This is a genomic window from Psychrobacter sp. NPDC077938 (genome assembly GCF_044542635.1).
GTDB lineage: Bacteria > Pseudomonadota > Gammaproteobacteria > Pseudomonadales > Moraxellaceae > Psychrobacter.
This window is the reverse complement of record NZ_JBITUW010000001.1, coordinates 129,328-148,527: the sequence shown is the minus strand read 5'-3', so window position 1 is coordinate 148,527 and position 19,200 is coordinate 129,328. Positions and strand designations below refer to the sequence as shown.

At 41.7% G+C, this 19,200-nt stretch carries 13 protein-coding genes; 9 read left to right on the top strand and 4 right to left on the bottom strand.

Going from position 1 to position 19,200, the window contains the following annotated elements; all coding sequences use genetic code 11:
• Window positions 1–69 precede the first annotated feature (69 nt).
• Both ACIGBM_RS00715 and ACIGBM_RS00710 read left to right on the top strand, forming a co-directional pair.
• Window positions 70–1,650 carry an AAA family ATPase gene (locus ACIGBM_RS00715; RefSeq protein ID WP_397476440.1) on the top strand — a complete coding sequence of 527 codons (1,581 nt, stop codon included), beginning with the start codon at window positions 70–72 and terminating at the stop codon, window positions 1,648–1,650.
• Window positions 1,641–3,101 (top strand): VWA domain-containing protein, encoded by a 1,461-nt coding sequence (locus ACIGBM_RS00710; protein ID WP_397476439.1) that lies wholly within the window; start codon window positions 1,641–1,643, stop codon window positions 3,099–3,101. The genes ACIGBM_RS00715 and ACIGBM_RS00710 overlap by 10 nt, the downstream gene beginning before the upstream one ends.
• A 318-nt stretch (window positions 3,102–3,419) precedes the next feature.
• On the opposite strand, the gene ACIGBM_RS00705 is transcribed toward ACIGBM_RS00710, so the two are convergent.
• Together ACIGBM_RS00705 and metH are read right to left on the bottom strand one after the other, a co-directional pair.
• Window positions 3,420–4,349, bottom strand: a complete 930-nt coding sequence (locus ACIGBM_RS00705; protein WP_397476438.1) for a bile acid:sodium symporter family protein — start codon at window positions 4,347–4,349, stop codon at window positions 3,420–3,422.
• A gap of 199 nt (window positions 4,350–4,548) precedes the next feature.
• On the bottom strand, window positions 4,549–8,352 hold the full coding sequence (metH, locus tag ACIGBM_RS00700; protein WP_397476437.1) for a methionine synthase: 3,804 nt from the start codon (window positions 8,350–8,352) through the stop codon (window positions 4,549–4,551).
• 577 nt (window positions 8,353–8,929) lie between these two features.
• Between metH and ACIGBM_RS00695 the strand changes: the two genes are divergently transcribed.
• Window positions 8,930–9,484 (top strand): fasciclin domain-containing protein, encoded by a 555-nt coding sequence (locus ACIGBM_RS00695; RefSeq protein WP_397476436.1) that lies wholly within the window; start codon window positions 8,930–8,932, stop codon window positions 9,482–9,484.
• A 423-nt stretch (window positions 9,485–9,907) separates the two neighbouring features.
• Entirely contained in the window at window positions 9,908–10,513 is a 606-nt protein-coding gene (locus ACIGBM_RS00690; RefSeq protein ID WP_057758535.1) for a fasciclin domain-containing protein, read from the top strand.
• 455 nt (window positions 10,514–10,968) lie between these two features.
• Here the strand turns inward: ACIGBM_RS00690 and ACIGBM_RS00685 are convergent, their stop codons facing one another.
• Window positions 10,969–12,516 (bottom strand): sodium:alanine symporter family protein, encoded by a 1,548-nt coding sequence (locus ACIGBM_RS00685; protein WP_201569401.1) that lies wholly within the window; start codon window positions 12,514–12,516, stop codon window positions 10,969–10,971.
• A gap of 956 nt (window positions 12,517–13,472) precedes the next feature.
• Here ACIGBM_RS00685 and ACIGBM_RS00680 point away from each other — a divergent pair.
• The 4 genes from ACIGBM_RS00680 to ACIGBM_RS00665 all read left to right on the top strand — a co-directional run bounded on the left by ACIGBM_RS00680 (window position 13,473) and on the right by ACIGBM_RS00665 (window position 17,220).
• Window positions 13,473–14,105 (top strand): LemA family protein, encoded by a 633-nt coding sequence (locus tag ACIGBM_RS00680; RefSeq protein ID WP_397476435.1) that lies wholly within the window; start codon window positions 13,473–13,475, stop codon window positions 14,103–14,105.
• A gap of 123 nt (window positions 14,106–14,228) precedes the next feature.
• On the top strand, window positions 14,229–15,425 hold the full coding sequence (locus ACIGBM_RS00675; protein WP_397476434.1) for a TPM domain-containing protein: 1,197 nt from the start codon (window positions 14,229–14,231) through the stop codon (window positions 15,423–15,425).
• Window positions 15,426–15,496: 71 nt separating this feature from the next.
• Window positions 15,497–16,021, top strand: a complete 525-nt coding sequence (locus tag ACIGBM_RS00670) for a TPM domain-containing protein (RefSeq protein WP_102078696.1) — start codon at window positions 15,497–15,499, stop codon at window positions 16,019–16,021.
• Between the two features lie 200 nt (window positions 16,022–16,221).
• Complete coding sequence (locus ACIGBM_RS00665; RefSeq protein WP_397476433.1) at window positions 16,222–17,220, top strand: adenosine deaminase; 999 nt, start codon at window positions 16,222–16,224, stop codon at window positions 17,218–17,220.
• A 102-nt stretch (window positions 17,221–17,322) separates the two neighbouring features.
• Here the strand turns inward: ACIGBM_RS00665 and ACIGBM_RS00660 are convergent, their stop codons facing one another.
• Complete coding sequence (locus ACIGBM_RS00660; RefSeq protein ID WP_397476432.1) at window positions 17,323–18,123, bottom strand: SIR2 family NAD-dependent protein deacylase; 801 nt, start codon at window positions 18,121–18,123, stop codon at window positions 17,323–17,325.
• 35 nt (window positions 18,124–18,158) lie between these two features.
• Between ACIGBM_RS00660 and ACIGBM_RS00655 the strand changes: the two genes are divergently transcribed.
• Window positions 18,159–18,521 (top strand): hypothetical protein, encoded by a 363-nt coding sequence (locus ACIGBM_RS00655; RefSeq protein ID WP_397476431.1) that lies wholly within the window; start codon window positions 18,159–18,161, stop codon window positions 18,519–18,521.
• Window positions 18,522–19,200: the final 679 nt, after the last annotated feature.

The following is a 19,200-nucleotide window of genomic DNA, read 5'->3' as shown; positions in this document are numbered from 1 at the left end:
CAGTTGTGACCATATAGCAGCTAAAAATTTAAATAACTTTTAATACAATCAATGGGACATTGAATAAATATGGCGAATAAGACTCAAAAACTAAACGATGTAAATTTAAATATTCAAGCACGTATATCAAAGCTATTGGAAGAGTTAACTGCTGATATGTACGAGCGTAATCAAACCATGGCAATTGCTTTGCTAGGTGCTATTACAGGACATAACACTTTCTTATTAGGTCCACCTGGTACAGCAAAAAGTCTAATATCAAGAAGACTGACAGCTGCCTTTGAGGTTCCTAAATATTTTGAATATTTAATGAATCGTTTTAGTACGCCAGAAGAGATATTTGGTCCTGTGTCTATCAAAGAGTTAAAAGAAGATCGTTATATTCGCCAAATTGACGATTACTTACCAACCGCAGATTTCGCATTTTTAGATGAGATTTGGAAGTCTAGTCCAGCAATTTTGAATAATTTATTGACTATCATTAATGAGCATACTTTCAGAAATGGTAAAGAAATCATTAAAGTACCATTGAAGTCCTTGATTGCTGCCTCTAATGAAGTACCACCACCAAACCAAGGGTTAGAAGCACTTTATGATCGTTTTGTGATTCGGTTATTTGTACCACCTATCGAGCAAGAGAATAATTTTAATCATCTAATAAACAGCAGACTCAGTTCTGAAAGCCCATCTGTTAGTCCTGACCTAATTATTAGTTATGATGAGATAGAAGAATGGCGCAATAGCCTACAGTCAGTGACGTTAAGCGATGATACCTTATTGGTGATCAAGTACATACGACAAAAGCTGATCTCAAAGTCAGAAGAGCTGGAAGTTTATGTATCTGATCGCCGTTGGCAACGAGCCGCAATGCTACTAAAAGCTTCAGCGTTTTGCAATGGGCGTACGGAGACGAATCATAGCGATGCGTTATTGCTGAAATACTGTCTGTGGACGACAATGGATAATCGAGGAGCGGTACAAAATATTGTGACGAGTACAATTGAAAGTTGTGGATTTGATACTGATATTAATCTAGCCAAACTCGATCAAGAGAAAGAAACACTGGATAATGAGGTAAATAAAGAGCTTTATTACTCTAAAGATATTTATGATGTAGTTCAACTGAATAACGATAAGGATTACTTTGAAGTTACTGCCACATTTACACGCAAAGGATACGAGAGATATCAGGACGAGAGTAAAATTTTTAAACTTTATATTCCTGCTGATAAATTTAAAACTCATGAAGAATTTAATGTAGTCGATGAGTCAGGTAACTTATTTAATGATATTCAAGGAACATTTGGAGGTCAAGGTAGCTGTGAGTTAACATTTAGTAATCGCGGATATAATAACTATAATAGTTTTACTTTTCGTCCAAATATTTTGTGTAAGAAAGGTGATAAAAAGAAAAACATAAATAAAAGGTTAGTTAGCTCATTAGCAAAGTCTGTAAAAGATATCCGCCAAGAATTAACCGAAGTTCTAAAGCAAGTAGAAGAAAAGTCTATCAAATATAAGAAACATCTTGCTAGTCCTTTTGTGACGGAAGAAGAGGTTGGTACTGCTATAACAGGAATAACTAAACAGGTAGAGCAGCTTAAATTACGAATTGCAGACTGTGAGCGTCTGGAGGCGTTATGTCGCTAGGCTTCTCAACCCACGGTAAAAATATCATTGAAGAAGTTGTCAAAAAAAAATATGCGTATTTATACAGTCAAAATGATATATCCCGACAAGTCACTGCCCAAATAGAGGATTGGCAATATAAAACTAAATTAGAAATCTTACAACAAGACATATTTTCTGAGCATCAGAGTCAATTGACCCAGTGGCTTGATTTTTATACTAAAGACTCACATGAATTGAACCCGAAAGCTGTCGAAGAGTATTTAAGTTTCTGCTTAGAGGTTGGTGTTCCTGCAAACTTATCTTATTGGAAGAAAGCTTTAGAAGAGAACAAAGACACCTCAAAGCAAACAAGTGACAAAAAGCCACACTTTCAACTTTTGCTACATGAATGGCAAAAGCATTTGGATGTCGCCCAAGCACGTTGGCAATTAGAAGAGTTGCAATTACGACGCGACCAGTTTTTAGAGCAGTTAATTGAATGGATGGAGTTAATAAAACAGCTGGACCAAAACCTATGTGAGTTCGGATTTGAACTAGGTGTTTGGTTTGATGACAGTTTAGGTAGTTTAAGTAAGCAGAATATTGATGTTCTCAAGCGTTGGTTAAATTACTTACAAAATGATGAGGGCATTAAGAAAATATCGGACTTATTGGGTAAAATGCGCCAAATAGAACACACAAGTGAAATAGAGCGTGTACAGCAAACTATCGAGTTACAAACACCAATCGTCGATAGCAATTCGAAAGAAGAGATTATTGGTTTACGTTTAGCCAAAGATTTAGAGCATGCGCTACCGTCTGAACTTGCTCTAATGTCAGACCCAGATACAGCAATTCTTTTTGATTTAAAGTATCTAGAAGCGAAGTTGCTTTGCTTTGAGTTACAAGGGTTGGCATATCAGAAGACAGAAGTAGAAATAACTGTTGAAGTAGAAAAAGAGACAGAAGAAAAGCTAGGTCCGATGATACTATGCGTTGATACAAGTGGTTCCATGCAAGGTACACCAGAGAGCATTGCAAAAGCAGTTACTCTTTTCTTGGGGGTTAAAGCTAAAAACCAAAATAGACCATGTTTTGTTATTAATTTTTCTACTAATATAGAAACGTTTGAAGTAACTGGTACAACGGGTATAGCTGAATTGACAGGTTTCCTTAGTCAGTCATTTCATGGGGGTACGGATGTTGCTCCAGCACTTCGTTATGCGATAAAACTATTAGAAACTGAAAAATATGAAAAATCAGATGTATTAGTAATATCTGATTTCGTGATGAGCGACTTGCCAGAAAGCTTATTGAAAGATTTAGAGCAACAAAAACTGAATGGCAATCAGTTTAATTCACTAGTGATAGGTGATCTGTTTATGTATAACCGCGTAGAAAATTACTTTGATAATGAGTTTATATATAACCCTAAATCACACCAAATACAGGAATTACTTCAATTTACTGCGCTGCAGAAGAGTAGGTGATTTCTAATCTTACTGAATTCTGCCGCCAGAAACTCAGCTAAGTAGATTTTTAGTGAGTATGGTCAACGGTCAGTGTCAAACTACAATGGTTAGCAGAAGAGAAGAAATGTTACGGTCAAACACAGTTGTTTGAAGTGTATAAGCAGATACAAGCAAAAGCGAGATTGGTTATTTAAGCAATCAATCTCACCTCAAATATTTTTCTAAGAAGCCTTAGCTAAAACCATCTCTACAAATTCGGATTTAACCATTTCTCGTCATTCTTCTTACTAAAAATTAAAGCACCTATAACCAAGCCGCAAGCCATAAAACCATTACTTATTTAGCATCTCTCTTAGCAAAAATATTCGCAACCAACGCACCACTAAAGTTATGCCAGACACTAAATATCGCACTAGGTAAGGCTGCGACAGGATTGAAATAAGTTGCCGCAAGGGCAGCGCCCAGACCAGAGTTTTGCATACCCACTTCCACCATAATGGCGCGGCGTTGTTTCTCCGTAAAGCCAGACAAGCGAGCAATGACATATCCCAAGGTATAACCAGTCATATTGTGTAGAGCAACGACAATAAAGACGATCGCACCACTATCTAAGATGGTTGTTTTAGACACTGCGACCACTGCCGTGATGATAATAGAGATACCCAATACCGACACCATCGGTAATACCTCGGTGACAAACTCGATTTTTTTACCTAAAAACTTATGGAAGATAACACCCAGTAATATGGGCAAGATTACGATTTTCGTAATGGTCATCATCATACTGGCTAGGTCGATGTCGATCAGCTGACCGGCAAATACGTTTAATAGAATAGGGGTTAGAAAGGGCGCAAGTAGGGTGGAGATAGAGGTAATCGCCACACTCAGCGCCACATTGCCTTTTGCCAAGAACGTAATCACGTTACTCGACGTGCCGCCCGGGCAACAACCAACCAAAATAACACCGACTGCTATTAAAGGATCAAGGTTGAAAATCACTGTCAACAAGTAAGCAATGAGAGGCATTAGCGTGAATTGTGCTAATAGTCCAACCAGTACAGGCTTGGGGCGTTTGACAATCTCTAGGAAATCTTCCGTTTTGAGCGTCATGCCCATCCCAAACATAATGATGCCAAGTATAGGAACGATCAAAAAAGCCAACGAGGCAAAAAATTCAGGAAGAATAAATCCCAGAACAGCACTGACCAATGCCCAGATTGCAAAGGTTTTGCCAATCCAACTAGAAAGTAATGCAATCTGATTCATAGCCTGTCTCAAAATAATAAAGTAGACAATAATCTAGCATGGTTCTTGTCAGTAAATGATAAAAGTATTTTGCTATGAACGTAGCGATAAGTTTGCTGAGGGTAGGCAAAATAGACTGCCATAAAAAATGGCTTACTTATATTAAATAAGTAAGCCAAAAAAGAACTATTAGGTTTCTATAATTGCATTAGCTAATCAACTACAAGTTCGGATTTAACCACTTCTCAGCTGTTTTCATATCCCAGCCTTTACGCTCAGCATAACTTTCTAACTGGTCACGACTGATTTTACCGACATTGAAGTATTCACTGTCAGGATGTGAGTAATAGAATCCGCTGACCGATGACGCAGGCCACATCGCATAGCTTTCGGTCAACGTCGTACCGATTGCATCTACCGTACCTAGCCAATCAAACAACTTGCCTTTTTCGGTATGCTCAGGACAGGCAGGGTAGCCAGGTGCAGGGCGGATGCCTACGTATTTCTCTTTAATCATCTCATCATTGGTGAGTGACTCAGTCGGCTGATAGCCCCAATACTCTTTACGGATGAGCTCATGTAGATGCTCGGCAAAGGCTTCGGCTAAGCGGTCAGACAGCGCCTGTACCATAATGGCATTATAGTCATCACCTGCCGCTTTGTATTGCTCAGCGAGTGCTTCTGTACCGACGATAGAGACGGTAAAGCCGCCCAAGTGATCGGTATGTGTCTCTGATGGCGAGATAAAGTCTGCCAAGCTAAAGTTTGGCTTGCCACTAGCTTTGTCGCTTTGCTGACGTAAGTGTTCAAACTGGTAAGTCGGTTTGCCGCCATCAGCAGGCGCATCGTCATAGACGGTGACCGTATCTGCACCAGTACGGCGAGCGGGCATGAGTTTAAACACACCTTTGGCTACGATTGATTTCTCATCAATCATCTTTTGTAGCAGCTCTTCTGCATTTTCAAATAGATCGCGAGCTGCTTCACCAACCACATCATCTTGCAATATTTTCGGGTATTTACCTGTCAGACCCCAAGAGATAAAGAATGGTGTCCAGTCAATATAAGGTAGCAGATTCGCGATTGGATAGTCATCCAATATCACTTGTCCTAGCTTATTTGGCACTGGTGGCAAATAGGTTTCCCAATCATACTGAAAGCCAATCTTGACCGATTCGGCATAGGTGACTTTGGCCGCTTTTGGCTGACGCTTGGCCAGACGCTCACGTACCTTGGCATAGTCTTCACGTGTCTCATCGATCAGCGCTTGACGATGCTCTTTTGATAGCAATTTGGTCACCACACCGACGGAGCGTGAAGCATCCGATACATAGATGACGCCATCGTTTTGATATTGCGGCTCGACCTTGACCGCAGTATGCGCTTTCGACGTCGTGGCACCGCCAATCATCAATGGTAGCGTCATGCCGCGCTCTTGCATTTGCTTGGCGACATAGACCATTTCATCGAGACTTGGGGTAATCAAACCAGACAGGCCGATGATATCGACTTTTTCTGCAATGGCGGTATCGAGGATTTTTTCACAAGGGACCATCACACCCAAATCGACAATGTCGTAGCCATTACAGCCAAGTACCACGCCGACGATATTTTTGCCGATATCATGCACGTCACCTTTGACGGTTGCCATTAGGATTTTACCTTTGACTTCGCCTTCGACTTTTTCCGCTTCGATATACGGGTTTAGCCATGCGACAGATTGCTTCATCACGCGGGCAGATTTTACGACTTGCGGTAGGAACATCTTACCTGCACCGAATAGGTCACCGACGATATTCATACCGTCCATCAGTGGGCCTTCGATGACTTCTAGCGGTCTAGGGTACTTCTCCCATGCTTCTTTGGTATCCGCTTCGATAAAGGTCGTCACGCCTTTGACCAGTGCGTGGGCGATGCGTTCTTCTACCGTGCCTTCGCGCCAGCTCATATCGACAGTACTGTCTTTTTTCTTGCCGCCATCTTGGTAGTTTTCAGCGACGGTCATTAGACGTTCAGTGGCATCTTGACCAGTTTCACCTTGATTGCGATTGAGCATGACGTCTTCGATAGCGTCACGGGCTTCCTTTGGAATATCATCGTACAGCTCAAGCATGGCTGGGTTGACGATACCCATGGTCAGACCGTTTTTGATCGCGTGGTATAAGAATACGGAGTTGATCGCTTCACGGATTGGGTTACCACGGAAACTAAACGAGACATTGGATACGCCGCCCGAGACCATCGCGTTCGGTAGATTTTCCGTAATCCAACGTGTGGCATTGATAAAGTCAGCACCGTAGTTGTTGTGCTCGGTGATACCTGTGGCGACGGCAAAGATATTTGGGTCAAAGATAATGTCTTCTGATGGGAAGCCCACTTCATTGACCAGTACGTCGTAGCTGCGCTTAGATATTTCAATCTTGCGCTCGTAAGTGTCAGCCTGTCCGTCTTCATCAAATGCCATGACGATAATCGCGGCACCATAACGCATGCATAATTTTGCACGTTCAACGAACTCAGCATGACCTTCTTTTAATGAGATAGAGTTAACGACCGATTTACCCTGCGTACGCTTTAGACCTTCTTCGATAATGTCCCATTTAGACGAGTCAATCATCAGTGGTACACGGCTGATATCTGGCTCGCCTGAAACTAAGTTGACGAAATGAATCATCGCTTGCTTGGAATCAAGCATGCCTTCGTCCATATTGATATCGACGATCTGCGCGCCGCCTTCGACTTGATCGCGAGCGACATCGAGTGCTTCGGTATAGGCTTCAGTTTTAATCAAACGTAAGAACTTTTTGGAGCCTGTGACGTTGGTACGCTCACCGACATTGACAAACAAGCTATCAGAGTTGATGGTAAATGGTTCGAGTCCTGACAAGCGGCAGGCAGGCGCTATCTCAGGGATGATACGCGGCGCATAGTTAGCCACGACTTTGGCGATTTGACGGATATGTTCAGGCGTCGTACCACAGCAGCCGCCCACGATGTTTAAGATACCTGCTTTGGCAAAACCTTCAAGTAAGGCAGCCGTTTCTTCAGCAGTTTCGTCATACTCACCAAACTCATTGGGCAGACCAGCGTTTGGATGCGCAGAGACGTAAGTATCAGCGATGTTCGATAGCGTTTGAATGTGCGGACGCAGCGCATCAGCACCTAGCGCACAGTTAAAGCCAACAGACAATGGCTTGGCATGGCGGATAGAGTTATAAAACGCCTCTGCCGTTTGTCCCGATAACGTGCGACCTGACGCGTCGGTAATCGTACCTGAAATCATAATTGGCAATTCAAAGCCAATATCGTCAAACACACCAGTGATCGCAAATATCGCCGCTTTGGCATTGAGCGTATCAAAGATTGTCTCAATCAAAATAATATCGACGCCGCCTTCTATCAGGCACAAGGTCGCTTCACGGTAGTTGAGTACCAACTCGTCAAAGGTAATATTACGAAATGCAGGATCATTGACATCAGGCGATAGCGAGCATGTGCGTGACGTCGGACCCACGACGCCCGCAACGAAGCGCGGTTTCTCAGGCGTTTTTGCGGTAAATTCATCAGCAGCTTCTCGAGCAATCTTGGCCGCCGTCCTGTTCAGTTCTGGCACTAGATACTGCATGTCATAGTCAGCCATCGACAGACGCGTACCGTTAAAGGTATTGGTCTCGATGATATCAGCGCCCGCTAGCAGATGATCGTGATGAATGTCTTTAATCATATGTGGCTGAGTCAGTACCAGCAGATCGTTATTGCCGCGTACATCTTGGTCGATATCAGCAAAACGCTCACCACGATAATCCACTTCTTCTAGTTTATAGGTCTGAATCTGCGTACCCATCGCACCGTCTAACATCAAAATGCGTGATGCCATCTGCTCAGTGATACGGGCACGTGCGGTTAGCTGCTGCTCTTTAAATGGAAACACAGCAGGCGGCGTTAATATAAAGTCATTAGCGGATGAGGAACTAGAGGCGGTATCGGTATGAGAATCGGTTGGTGAGGTCGTCGTTGGAATCATAGGTGTGCTGCTTATATCGTAATTATTAAAAAAAGAAGGAATAACAAACCAGTAGCGTGCAGAGTCTCACGAAGAGGACCGCAAATTTGCATTATTTTAGCATGAAAAGTTTGCTACATAGGGATACTGCATATTCCTCTTTGGCAATAGATAAATAAGAGGAGAGCTAAGTAACAAATCAAGGTATTAGAGTCTATTTCATAAAGCAGATACGCACAAATGAATATCATTTCGCTAAGGGCTTACATAAAGCTTTTCTTTTGCAAATGAAAGCCAACGGGAATGCTCAGAATTCAGACAGAATTTACATCCATACCACAAAAAATTGCGCAAAGGCAGGTTGATAAAGATTGTTTACATGTTAATTTAATTTCAGAAATACAAGGTCTTAGTAAGTCCTACTTATAAATACAGGCTCATTTATTAGCAATAACTGGTATCAAAAGTATCGGTATTAGCAGTGCAGTGCAGTACAGTGAGCAAATGGCATTAGCGGGCAGGATGATCTGTAAGACAGTAATATCATAGTTGAAACAATACCAACGTCAAAGAAATTCAAATCATTAAGGAAAATGTTATGAAACTTACTAAAATTGCCACCATCGGTACATTGGCTATCTCAATCGCAGGTCTAAGTGCTTGTAATAATATGATGCCAGCGAAGACAAGTGATATGAAAGCACCAATGCACAGTCAGAGTATGGCTAAGATGAATGTTGTACAAGTTGCTCAAAGCAATCCTGATTTTTCAGTATTGGTAGAAGCGGTACAAGCAGCAGGTCTAGTCGATATGTTGTCTGATCCTAACGCCCACTATACGGTATTTGCACCGACCAATGCTGCCTTTATGCAAGCATTGCAAGAAACAGGTATGACCAAAGCACAGTTATTTGCTAATAAGCCACTATTGACCAAAGTATTGGGTTATCACGTAGTCGCTGGTGATATGGCTATGTATGCCAAAGATGTGAAGCCTGGTAACGTAATGACCGCTAGCAAAAACACGCTCATGGTGACTAAGGAAGGCAAACTAATGGATGAGAATGGTCGCACAACCAACATCGTGAAGACTGACATCGCTGCTAACAATGGTGTCGTCCATGTAATCGATAGAGTATTGTTGCCTAAATAAGTATTAACTGAGGCATACCAACTGTATTTATTATAAGACTAAGCAGCCATTGTTTGTGATGATTTCACTATTAGACAATGGCTGTTTTAGACTTTAGAGCTTTATCTATATAAGTTCCTATTTAGGTTAGAATTTTCTAAATAAAAATCCGAAAATAGTTAATCCACATCATTTTGTCTCAAATATCGCAATAACTGATATACAAGCAAACAATGCTATATACGTGATTGATACAGTGTTGCTACCTAAGTAAATACCATTTGAAAATTAAACAGTTAGACTGAGAACTATCAATATAACGGACTAAATAGTATGACTAAGTAATTGATACATTTATCAATCATTGGTCGCCATTATATTTATCGAAAGTTATTAATTTAAATAAATCTCTTAATCAATTATTTATCCAAAAAGGAATTACCTATGTTAAAGAAGAACTTGTTATCTATCGCAGTTGTAACTGCAGCCATGTCACTAGCAGCGTGTAATGACACTGAGACTGTTGCAGAGCCAACTGAACCAGAAGCGACTGAAGAAATGGCAGTTGAGCCAGTTGCTGAGACAGAAGCTGTTGAAGCAGAGCCAATGGCCGAAATGGACATGGAAGCGACTCAAACTATCGCTGAAATCGCAGCAGAAAACGAAAATCTAACTATTTTAACCGCTGCGCTACAGGCTGCTGGTCTTGATACTATGCTAATGGAAGAAACTAAGCATACTGTATTTGCCCCAACTGATGATGCGTTTGCTCCAGTACTAGAAAAACTAGGCGTGACTAAAGAAGAGTTATTGGCCAATACAGACTTGCTAAAAACGGTCCTTCCTTACCATGTACTAGCAATGGAAGTTAAAGCGGCTGATATCCCATACGGTACTGAGATCGAAACAGCGAACGGTAAAACCATTACTATCAGTGAAGACAACGTAATTACTGATGCTACTGGTAACACAGCAAATATCACTGGTACAGATATTATGGCAACCAATGGTGTAGTTCACACTATCGATGCAGTGTTAATGCCTGAATAAGCTATTTCTTAGTTTGTAGGTTTTGAATCTACAAGTTAGTTAAAGAAAGCCTAGCCATCGCGCTAGGCTTTTTTACGTCTATGAATTAAGAACGCAGAAATCAAGAATAGGGAAGTTAAGGCGCAGAAGTTTAAGCGATGAGATAAGCTATGGGTTAACTATACGTGTGCGGCTACCTAATTAAAATAAGGCTATAAAATATCAAAGTAAGCTCTATACAAAGGCAGGCAAAATACAAAATATCAGTTATATGTTGTTTCAAATGCAGATTAACTTTAGAAAATAAAAGGTAGTTTTGGAGTATTGAATCAGCTCGTATGAACGTGGACTTTGATGTTTTTTCGGTAAGCTATTCTGTAACGGTATAGAAAAACATTCAAACAAAAAAGCCCGAGAACATGGTCTCGGGCTTTTTTTTATTCAATAAGACTAAGGAGCAATCTTATTAAATCGACTTACACTTTATCTTTACGTAATGGATCAGCGTTCATGCTTTTCTGCTGTGCCAGATGACGCTCTTCCCAATACGGTGCGTTTTTGATACCGAATTTAGCAGGATCAAAACTATAGCGAGTGACGCCAGCTTTACGCTGAGCTTCATAGTCTTTAAGCATAGTAAGGGTTGGACGGGCCACGATGAAGATGACAAGAATACCAACAATGTTAAGCCAAGCCATAAGACCAACACCGATATCACCGATTGCCCAGATATAACCAGCTGAGTTTAGACCACCATAAGCAACCATCGCCATGATAAGCACTTTCACTAGGAATAGACCAGTTCTGTTCGCACTACGACCAAGGAAGCGTGTTAAGTAAGCGACGTTGACTTCAGCGATGTAGTAGTAAGCCAGAATTGTGGTAAAGGCAAAGAAGAATACAGCGATTGCGATAAACGCATTACCAAACGTACCGTATACAGATTCCATTGCCATTTGCGTGAACGCAGGAGCATTGATTTCAGTAGTAGCAGCAACGTTCTGTACGATGAACTGACCATCTGGTAGCGTACCTTGAATGTTGTACATACCAGTAGATAAGATCATGAATGCAGTAGCAGAACATACTAGTAATGTATCAACATATACTGAGAATGCCTGAACTAGACCCTGCTGTGATGGATGCTCAACTTCGGCAGCAGCAGCAGCGTGAGGACCTGTACCCTGACCAGCTTCGTTAGAGTAGATACCACGTTTCACACCCCAACCGATAGCAGCACCAAAACCTGCTTGTGCAGTGAATGCATCACCAACAATCATACCAAATACATCTGGAATCAAGCTGAAGTTGCTGAACATGATGATTAGCGCTAGGGCAATATAACCTAATGCCATGAAAGGTACTGCAAACTCAGTAAATGTTGCAATACGCTTAATACCACCAAAGATGATGATACCTAGCACGACTAAGATGATAGCCAAGCCGACCAAACGCATAGAGCCAACTTCTAGGCCTGCAACGTTCATGATCGTACCTTCGCCCATTACCTGTGCAAATGCACTGATAACACCGTTCGCCTGTACACCAGGTAAGAACATACCACATGATAAAATAGAAGCGATTGCGAAGAGGATGCCGTACCACTTTTGACCAAGGGCACGTTCAAAGTAATAAGCTGGGCCACCGCGATATTCGCCAGTTACCACATCTTTTTCTTTATAAATCTGAGCAAGAGTAGATTCGACATAGGCTGTAGATGCGCCTAGGAAGGCTACGATCCACATCCAGAATACGGCACCTGGGCCACCGAAGCCGATAGCAGCAGCTACCCCAGCGATGTTACCCATACCCACACGACCGGCGAGTGAGACGGCAAGTGCCTGAAATGATGAGATACCCTGTGCACTAGATTTACCAGTGAATAGGAGTTTGATCATCTCACCGAATAGACGTACTTGTACAAAGCGCGTCATAATGGAATAGAACAGACCGGCACCCAAGCAGAGATAAATCAGCGCTGGGCTCCAGATAATTCCATTTACTAAGTTAACTAAACCTTCCATATTTATGTTCCTAGTACTGTCTCAAGGTGGCACTGTTTGCTAGGAGTAAACTAACTGGTTAACTTACTTATTTAAGTTAAGCAGTTAAAGTCTCTGCATCGACTTATTTGTTGTCTAAGTCTCATGTGCTTGGCCACCAAGAATGGACTGTAGTTGTCTGTATTTACCCGCGTATCTCGTCAGTAATACGGACTATTTGCATAGCGCTTATCACTGACAATATAAATATCAGCTGCGTTTACTATTATTCTACAACCTCAACTACTGCGGTCTTCTATCATCATGTTATACATCAGATGAGTCATAAGTTGACCGGCGGATAAAACAGGCGGTTATATAATTAAATATCCATCACCATGATGGCATTCAACTTACTATGAGCTGTCTTGAATAAATACATGACTGGTATGGCGAATTGACAGTATTTAGCGATAATTTGACAGTTAATTGATGTTTTTATTAAGAAATTAAAAACTCGCTAATACTAATCAAACTATAAGTCCACTACCAAATGTATTCAAACCGTACGGCTACGTAACTGCAATTTGCCATATTTTTGTACTAATTACTAGAAATTTCTTTATAGACGGTAGATATATTCGTATTTTATTTGGCTGATACATTAGCAAGATTTAGATAATATATAAATAATTGTTTGTACTTTCATAACATTTAGTCTGATTGCGCTAGACTGCTAAATTTTTGCTCTATATCTATCATGATAAAAACGCGTTATCGTTAACGCTATGCGGTTGTGTTTTGGTAACGGTCAATTGTAAAAAGCCGTATATAACGCCATCATTAGGACAACTTCTTTTGATATCATGCTGATAGAGTGATGCGCAGATATACAATATATAGAGTGCATGACTGCCGTATGAATACCAAGAAAACTTAGAAATATTAAAAATGTGGTACTGGATATTTGTTATTTATCATTATTAGGAGAATCAACAATGACGCGTAAATCTATTATGAAGCCGATGTTGCTAGCCGCTTTATTGACAACTTCTACGGTTGGTCTAAGTGGCTGTGGCTATAACAACCTGCAAGCACAAGATGAGCAGGTCACTGCTTCATGGTCAGAAGTGGTCAACCAGTATCAGCGCCGTTCTGATTTGGTGCCAAACTTAGTCAAAGTCGTACAGCAATATGCCGAGCAAGAGCAAGAAGTCTTTACCCAAGTGGCAGAAGCTCGCTCACGTGCGGGTGGTATCACGGTAACGCCAGAAGTGCTTAATGATCCAGAAGCGATGGAGCGTTATGCAGCAGCGCAAGAGCAGATGACAGGTGCATTGTCACGTTTGATGGCTGTATCTGAGCGTTATCCTGATCTAAAATCAGATGCACTGTTTCAGGATTTGCAGGCACAGTTAGAAGGCACTGAGAACCGTATTGCTGTGGCTCGTAACCGCTATATTCAAGAAGTGCAGGGATACAATACAACGGTACGTCAGTTCCCAACAAACATCACTGCAAAAGTATTTGGGATGGACACTAAGCCCAACTTTAGTGTGGCCAATGAAGAAGCGATTTCAACCGCACCAAGTGTTGATTTTGGCGACTCTGCAGAACAGTCAGCTGAATAAAATTTAGAATGAACGTGACGACAGAGCGGCATAGGCAGCTCTGTTCATTTAGCTAATGGTTTGACAATGATTAGTTAGAGTCTATCAATTGGTAAAGATGTTATCTGAGGTGGTATAGATTAGATGAATAATTCAAAAGCAATCTTATCAGCATTACTGTTTACGTTAGGTGTCGTCAGCGTGCCTGCATTGCATGCTGCACCCAATGATACAGCGGTGGCGACAGATAGCACCTCGGATCTGCAAAACCGTAGTGTCGAAGAGTTAGTGGCCGTTGCTAAAGCAGGCGAGTCTAACGAAGCAATCAATGATGCTGTTTTAAATAATGATGCCATCAATGAAGCGGTGCTTGGCAACGACGCTATCAATCAAAACGCAGGTAGCCAAAGTACAGCAAATGATACAGCAAATGATACAGCAAATGCCCAAACAACCGCTCAGCCACCTGTACGCTCCAGTGCCGAGGGCGTTGACGCTGATAAGTTGATACTCAATGAACCAGTCGTTGATCAGGCCAATATCCTAAATCCCCAAGAGAAGCTACGTTTAGAAGCACAGCTTCGAAGTATCTATCAGCAGGGGTTAGCACAAGCAGCAGTGGTTATCGTACCAACTACCAATGGCGTACCAATATTTGATTATGCCTTGCAAGTTGCTGAGAAGTGGGAATTGGGTGATGAAGCTATCGATGATGGTCTGCTAATTGTCGTCGCTGTTAATGATCGTGATATGTATATCCTAACGGGTTATGGACTAGAAGGTGTCTTACCTGATGCGGCAGTCAACCGTGTCATTCGAGAAAATATCACGCCGTTATTTAAGCAAAATAACTATGGTGCAGGGATAATCGCTGGCGTTGAAGCGCTTAAAACACGCTTGACTGCTGATCCTGAAGTCTTAGCCCGTGCTGATGCACAAGCCGCAGAACGTACTGCTCAGCAAAGCTCAGACGAGCTGCCGTCACCTATTTTCTTATTTATCATGGCGATGATTTTTGGTAGCTTTATTACTAATATATTGGGCCGAGTATTTGGTTCTATCATTACCGCTGGCGGGTTTTTTGCAGGTTCGATGGCTTTAGGCGGCGGTTTCTTCATGACGCTGATTATGGCAATCTTCATCTGGATGTTTTTGATCTCACGCGGCGGTGGCGGTGGAAAAGGCGGCGGCGGTAAAGGTGGGCGCAGAGGCGGCATAATTTTCTTACCCGGTATGGGCGGCGGCAGTGGAGGCGGCTTTGGCGGTGGTGGTTTCGGAGGCGGCGGCTTTGGCGGTGGCGGCGGTGGTTTCGGCGGCGGCGGTGCAGGTGGCTCGTGGTAAGTATTCCGCATACGCAAACAAAATAAACTCTACATAACCATCGAAAATGACGTACTTGAGGAAATAATATAATGGTAGAAGACAACGCTTCAAACCCCAGTTTTGCCCGCTGGTGGCGTCAAGTTTTGTTCGTCCCTTTATTACATAGTAAGTGGCTAACAACAGAATCTAAGGCGCGTTTAACAGATGCTGTGACACGAGCCGAGCGTGGGCATCGTGGTGAGGTGTTCTTGATTGTAGAAAATCATTTGCCTATCCAAGAAGCCTATCGCATGAACTGCCGTGAGCGTGCGATTGATTTGTTTAGCGAATATCGCGTCTGGGATACCGAAGAAAATACGGGTGTCTTAATCTATGTCAATATATGCGAGCGAAAACTAGAGATTGTCGCAGACCGAGGTATCAGCGCTCACGTTAGTCCAACGGTATGGAATGCAATGTGTGAAAAGGCGGTATCTGGTATTGCTACTCAAAAGACAGAAGAGAGCTTGGCTGAACTGCTAGACGAAGTGGGGCAAGTGTTACGTCAATACTATCATTTAGAGCACGATCCAGAAGGCAATGAGCTGTCTGATACAGTGGTATTTTTAAAGTAGTTCGCGCCTTATACGGTTTTATTAAGAAGGCTACTTTTATAAGTAGCTTATCTATACGGTCAAAGGGTTTTGTTTTAGGCGATATGCTTTTAGTGTTAAAATGACTCTTCTGGGACAGATAACGCCTTATATACAGTTTGATTATCCTACTGTGCAACATTTACTAGGGCTCGTCTCGATAACACCATTATTGGAATACTATGATTGAATTAATAAAGAAACTACCGAAAGCTGAACTTCATCTACATATTGAAGGTTCGCTAGAGCCTGAGCTGATGTTTAGACTGGCCAAAAAGAACAACGTAGAAATACCTTATAAAGATATCGAAGATGTACGTAGTGCTTATAACTTCACCAATCTGCAGACCTTTTTAGATATTTACTATGCGGGTGCCAACGTTCTACTTACCAAAGATGATTTCTATGATTTGACGTGGGAATATATTCTTAAATGTGTTGAAGATAATGTCATTCACACAGAGATATTCTTTGATCCGCAGACGCATACCGAACGCGGCGTGCCTTTTGAAGCGGTCATTACAGGTATCAAAGAAGCGCTTGCAGATGCCAAAGCAAAATACGGTATCACGTCATGTATCATCATGTGTTTCTTGCGTCATTTATCGCAAGAAGAAGCGTTTGAGACATTAGAGCAAGCACTAGAGTATAAAGACGACATCATCGGTGTTGGTCTGGATTCATCAGAGTTGGGTAACCCACCATCGAAATTTAAAGAAGTCTTCCAAAAGGCCAAAGAAGAAGGCTTTAAGTTGGTCGCTCATGCAGGCGAGGAAGCAGACTTCTCGTACATCTATGAAGCGCTAGATTTATTGAATATCAATAGAATCGATCATGGTGTGCAGTCTATAAAAAGCCCAGAGTTGATGCAAAGACTTAAAGATGAGCAGATGCCACTGACGGTTTGCCCGAACTCAAATATCGAGCTAAAAGTCTTTGAGACTTATAAAGAGCACAATATTAAAGAGCTTTTAGATTACGGTCTAAATATCAGCGTTAACTCGGATGATCCTGCGTATTTCAAAGGCTACGTGAATCAAAACTTTATCAATCTATATGAGAATTTACCGATTACGGAAGACGATGTTATCACGTTGGTCAAAAACTCGTTTAAATCGGCATTTATCAGTGATGAGTTAAAAGAAGCTTACTTGGCGAGAGTTGATCTTGCATTGAAATAACTTTAACGAGCTTATTCTTAGTAGCAAAGGCTTAATGATTTATATAAATCGTTAAGCCTTTTTTATTGTCTGTCATGCAGCAATGTTTATAAGTAGTAGCATTTATAAAGTAGTAATCTCTTCTATAAGCAGTGGTAAAACGATTCCTGCCTTTTCTGCTAATGTGATATCGACGATAGTATTTGGCGTTGGGTCGGGGTTTATCTCAATAACTTGCGCGCCGTTTTGTTTGGCTAGCTGTGATAATCCAGCAGCCGGATAAACCAAGCTTGAGGTACCGATACTGATAAACACTTCGCAATTAGCCGCAGCATCTTCGGCAGCCTGCCAGGCCTGTACAGGTAGAGCTTCGCCAAACCAAACAATATCTGGTCTGATGTAATCGTCGCAATGCGGGCAGATAAGCAGTGTTTTATCAAAGCTCATGGTGCCTTGATTGTCGTACGACGCTCTCGATTGATCTTGATAGGGTGTCTCACACTGACCACAGCGGTTACGCCACAGATGACCATGCAGGTGAGTCACTGCGCTACCAGCTTGCTCGTGCAAATCATCGACATTTTGGGTGATGAGTGTCACTTGCTGATCGGAGGTTTGCGCATGATACTGCCACTGAGCCAACGCATGATGGGCAGGATTTGGTGCTTTGTCTGCGACCATTTGCCGACGCCACTGATACCATGACCACACCAGCTTTGGATCACGAGTGAACGCTTCAGGGGTGGCCAAGTCTTCGACACCATAGTTCTCCCACAGTCCTGTTTGCTTATCTCGAAACGTTGGGATGCCGCTTTCTGCTGAAATGCCAGCTCCAGTCAAAACGCAAATACGCTGTTTCGACGCCAGTAGTTGTGCTGCAAGTTTTACTTCTGCTATTAACACTAGTGATAATTCTGCTAACATGAGCCAACCCTTGCTAATAATGGATGTTTTTACTTATGATAGACGGTATTTGGTGGCTTGTCATATTGTTCGCTGTCATCGCAGTTTTATGGTTCGTGGCAAAATCGCGCGGCACAAAAGTAGGCGAAAAGCATAGCGGCGCAAAATCAAAAAATGCAACACCGAATGATGTGCTGCAAAAAACATCAGCGATATTAAAACAGCATTTTGCTGATTATCGAGTCACACGTAAGGCAAATCATTTGCTCGTTAGCAAACAAGATAAAAAAATTGTGATAATTACGATTGATAAAAAGATTGCTGAAGGTCAGCGCCGTTTGGGTGATGTGCCAGTGATTAATTATCACCGTATACCCAGCCGTGCTCAATTGACTGCCAATTTACAAGATGCAGAGTAATTTTGCTATATAGTCAATCCTCTATCAATTGGCTACGGTGTCAGTCTCGCTCAGTCTACTACTTGTAGTACTTTCACTCGGCTTCCTTGTATCCAAATTATACTGAATCGACTATAGGTGAGAGCACTAGAAGTATACAAGCACAGAAAAACCACAAATATTTTGATATGTAGGTTTAATAAGTATAGGAAGTTTAAGAGAGTACTAAGGGAAGGGTAGAGCAAGATTGTAAACAGTATGATTGGTGCGCTCGGCGGGAATCGAACCCACGACCCTCGGCTTCGGAGGCTAGAACCACCATATTTCGTTAAATGACTTTGATGTATATAAACCTACTATACGTTATAAATAAAGGGATAGGAAGAATTTTATGCCATGACGTTTAGCGTATTTTAAAGTATTTTATAGCAACATTGATATCAATTTTGGTCACTAGTTAAGTATAAAATTTAGACATTATTTATGGTTTTAATGTATGTATTTTATACTTAAATTTTTCAGAAATTACTGATTAAGCGAATTATTAACTCATCAAAGTAATATCGGAATAAATTACTGTAGAAATGAGTTGCTATAATTTCGAAAAAACAGTCAGGCATTTCAGCCGTAGTTTAGATCTTAACGAGTTTTCGAATGCGTTGAAGAAACTGTTCTGGACTACACTTGCAAATACTCTGAT

Coding starts and splice junctions, on each gene's coding strand:
- ACIGBM_RS00715 (WP_397476440.1), top strand. CDS start 70: ATGGCGAATAAGACTCAAAAACTAAACGATGTAAATTTAAATATTCAA.
- ACIGBM_RS00710 (WP_397476439.1), top strand. CDS start 1,641: ATGTCGCTAGGCTTCTCAACCCACGGTAAAAATATCATTGAAGAAGTT.
- ACIGBM_RS00705 (WP_397476438.1), bottom strand. CDS start 4,349: ATGAATCAGATTGCATTACTTTCTAGTTGGATTGGCAAAACCTTTGCA.
- metH (WP_397476437.1), bottom strand. CDS start 8,352: ATGATTCCAACGACGACCTCACCAACCGATTCTCATACCGATACCGCC.
- ACIGBM_RS00695 (WP_397476436.1), top strand. CDS start 8,930: ATGAAACTTACTAAAATTGCCACCATCGGTACATTGGCTATCTCAATC.
- ACIGBM_RS00690 (WP_057758535.1), top strand. CDS start 9,908: ATGTTAAAGAAGAACTTGTTATCTATCGCAGTTGTAACTGCAGCCATG.
- ACIGBM_RS00685 (WP_201569401.1), bottom strand. CDS start 12,516: ATGGAAGGTTTAGTTAACTTAGTAAATGGAATTATCTGGAGCCCAGCG.
- ACIGBM_RS00680 (WP_397476435.1), top strand. CDS start 13,473: ATGACGCGTAAATCTATTATGAAGCCGATGTTGCTAGCCGCTTTATTG.
- ACIGBM_RS00675 (WP_397476434.1), top strand. CDS start 14,229: ATGAATAATTCAAAAGCAATCTTATCAGCATTACTGTTTACGTTAGGT.
- ACIGBM_RS00670 (WP_102078696.1), top strand. CDS start 15,497: ATGGTAGAAGACAACGCTTCAAACCCCAGTTTTGCCCGCTGGTGGCGT.
- ACIGBM_RS00665 (WP_397476433.1), top strand. CDS start 16,222: ATGATTGAATTAATAAAGAAACTACCGAAAGCTGAACTTCATCTACAT.
- ACIGBM_RS00660 (WP_397476432.1), bottom strand. CDS start 18,123: ATGTTAGCAGAATTATCACTAGTGTTAATAGCAGAAGTAAAACTTGCA.
- ACIGBM_RS00655 (WP_397476431.1), top strand. CDS start 18,159: ATGATAGACGGTATTTGGTGGCTTGTCATATTGTTCGCTGTCATCGCA.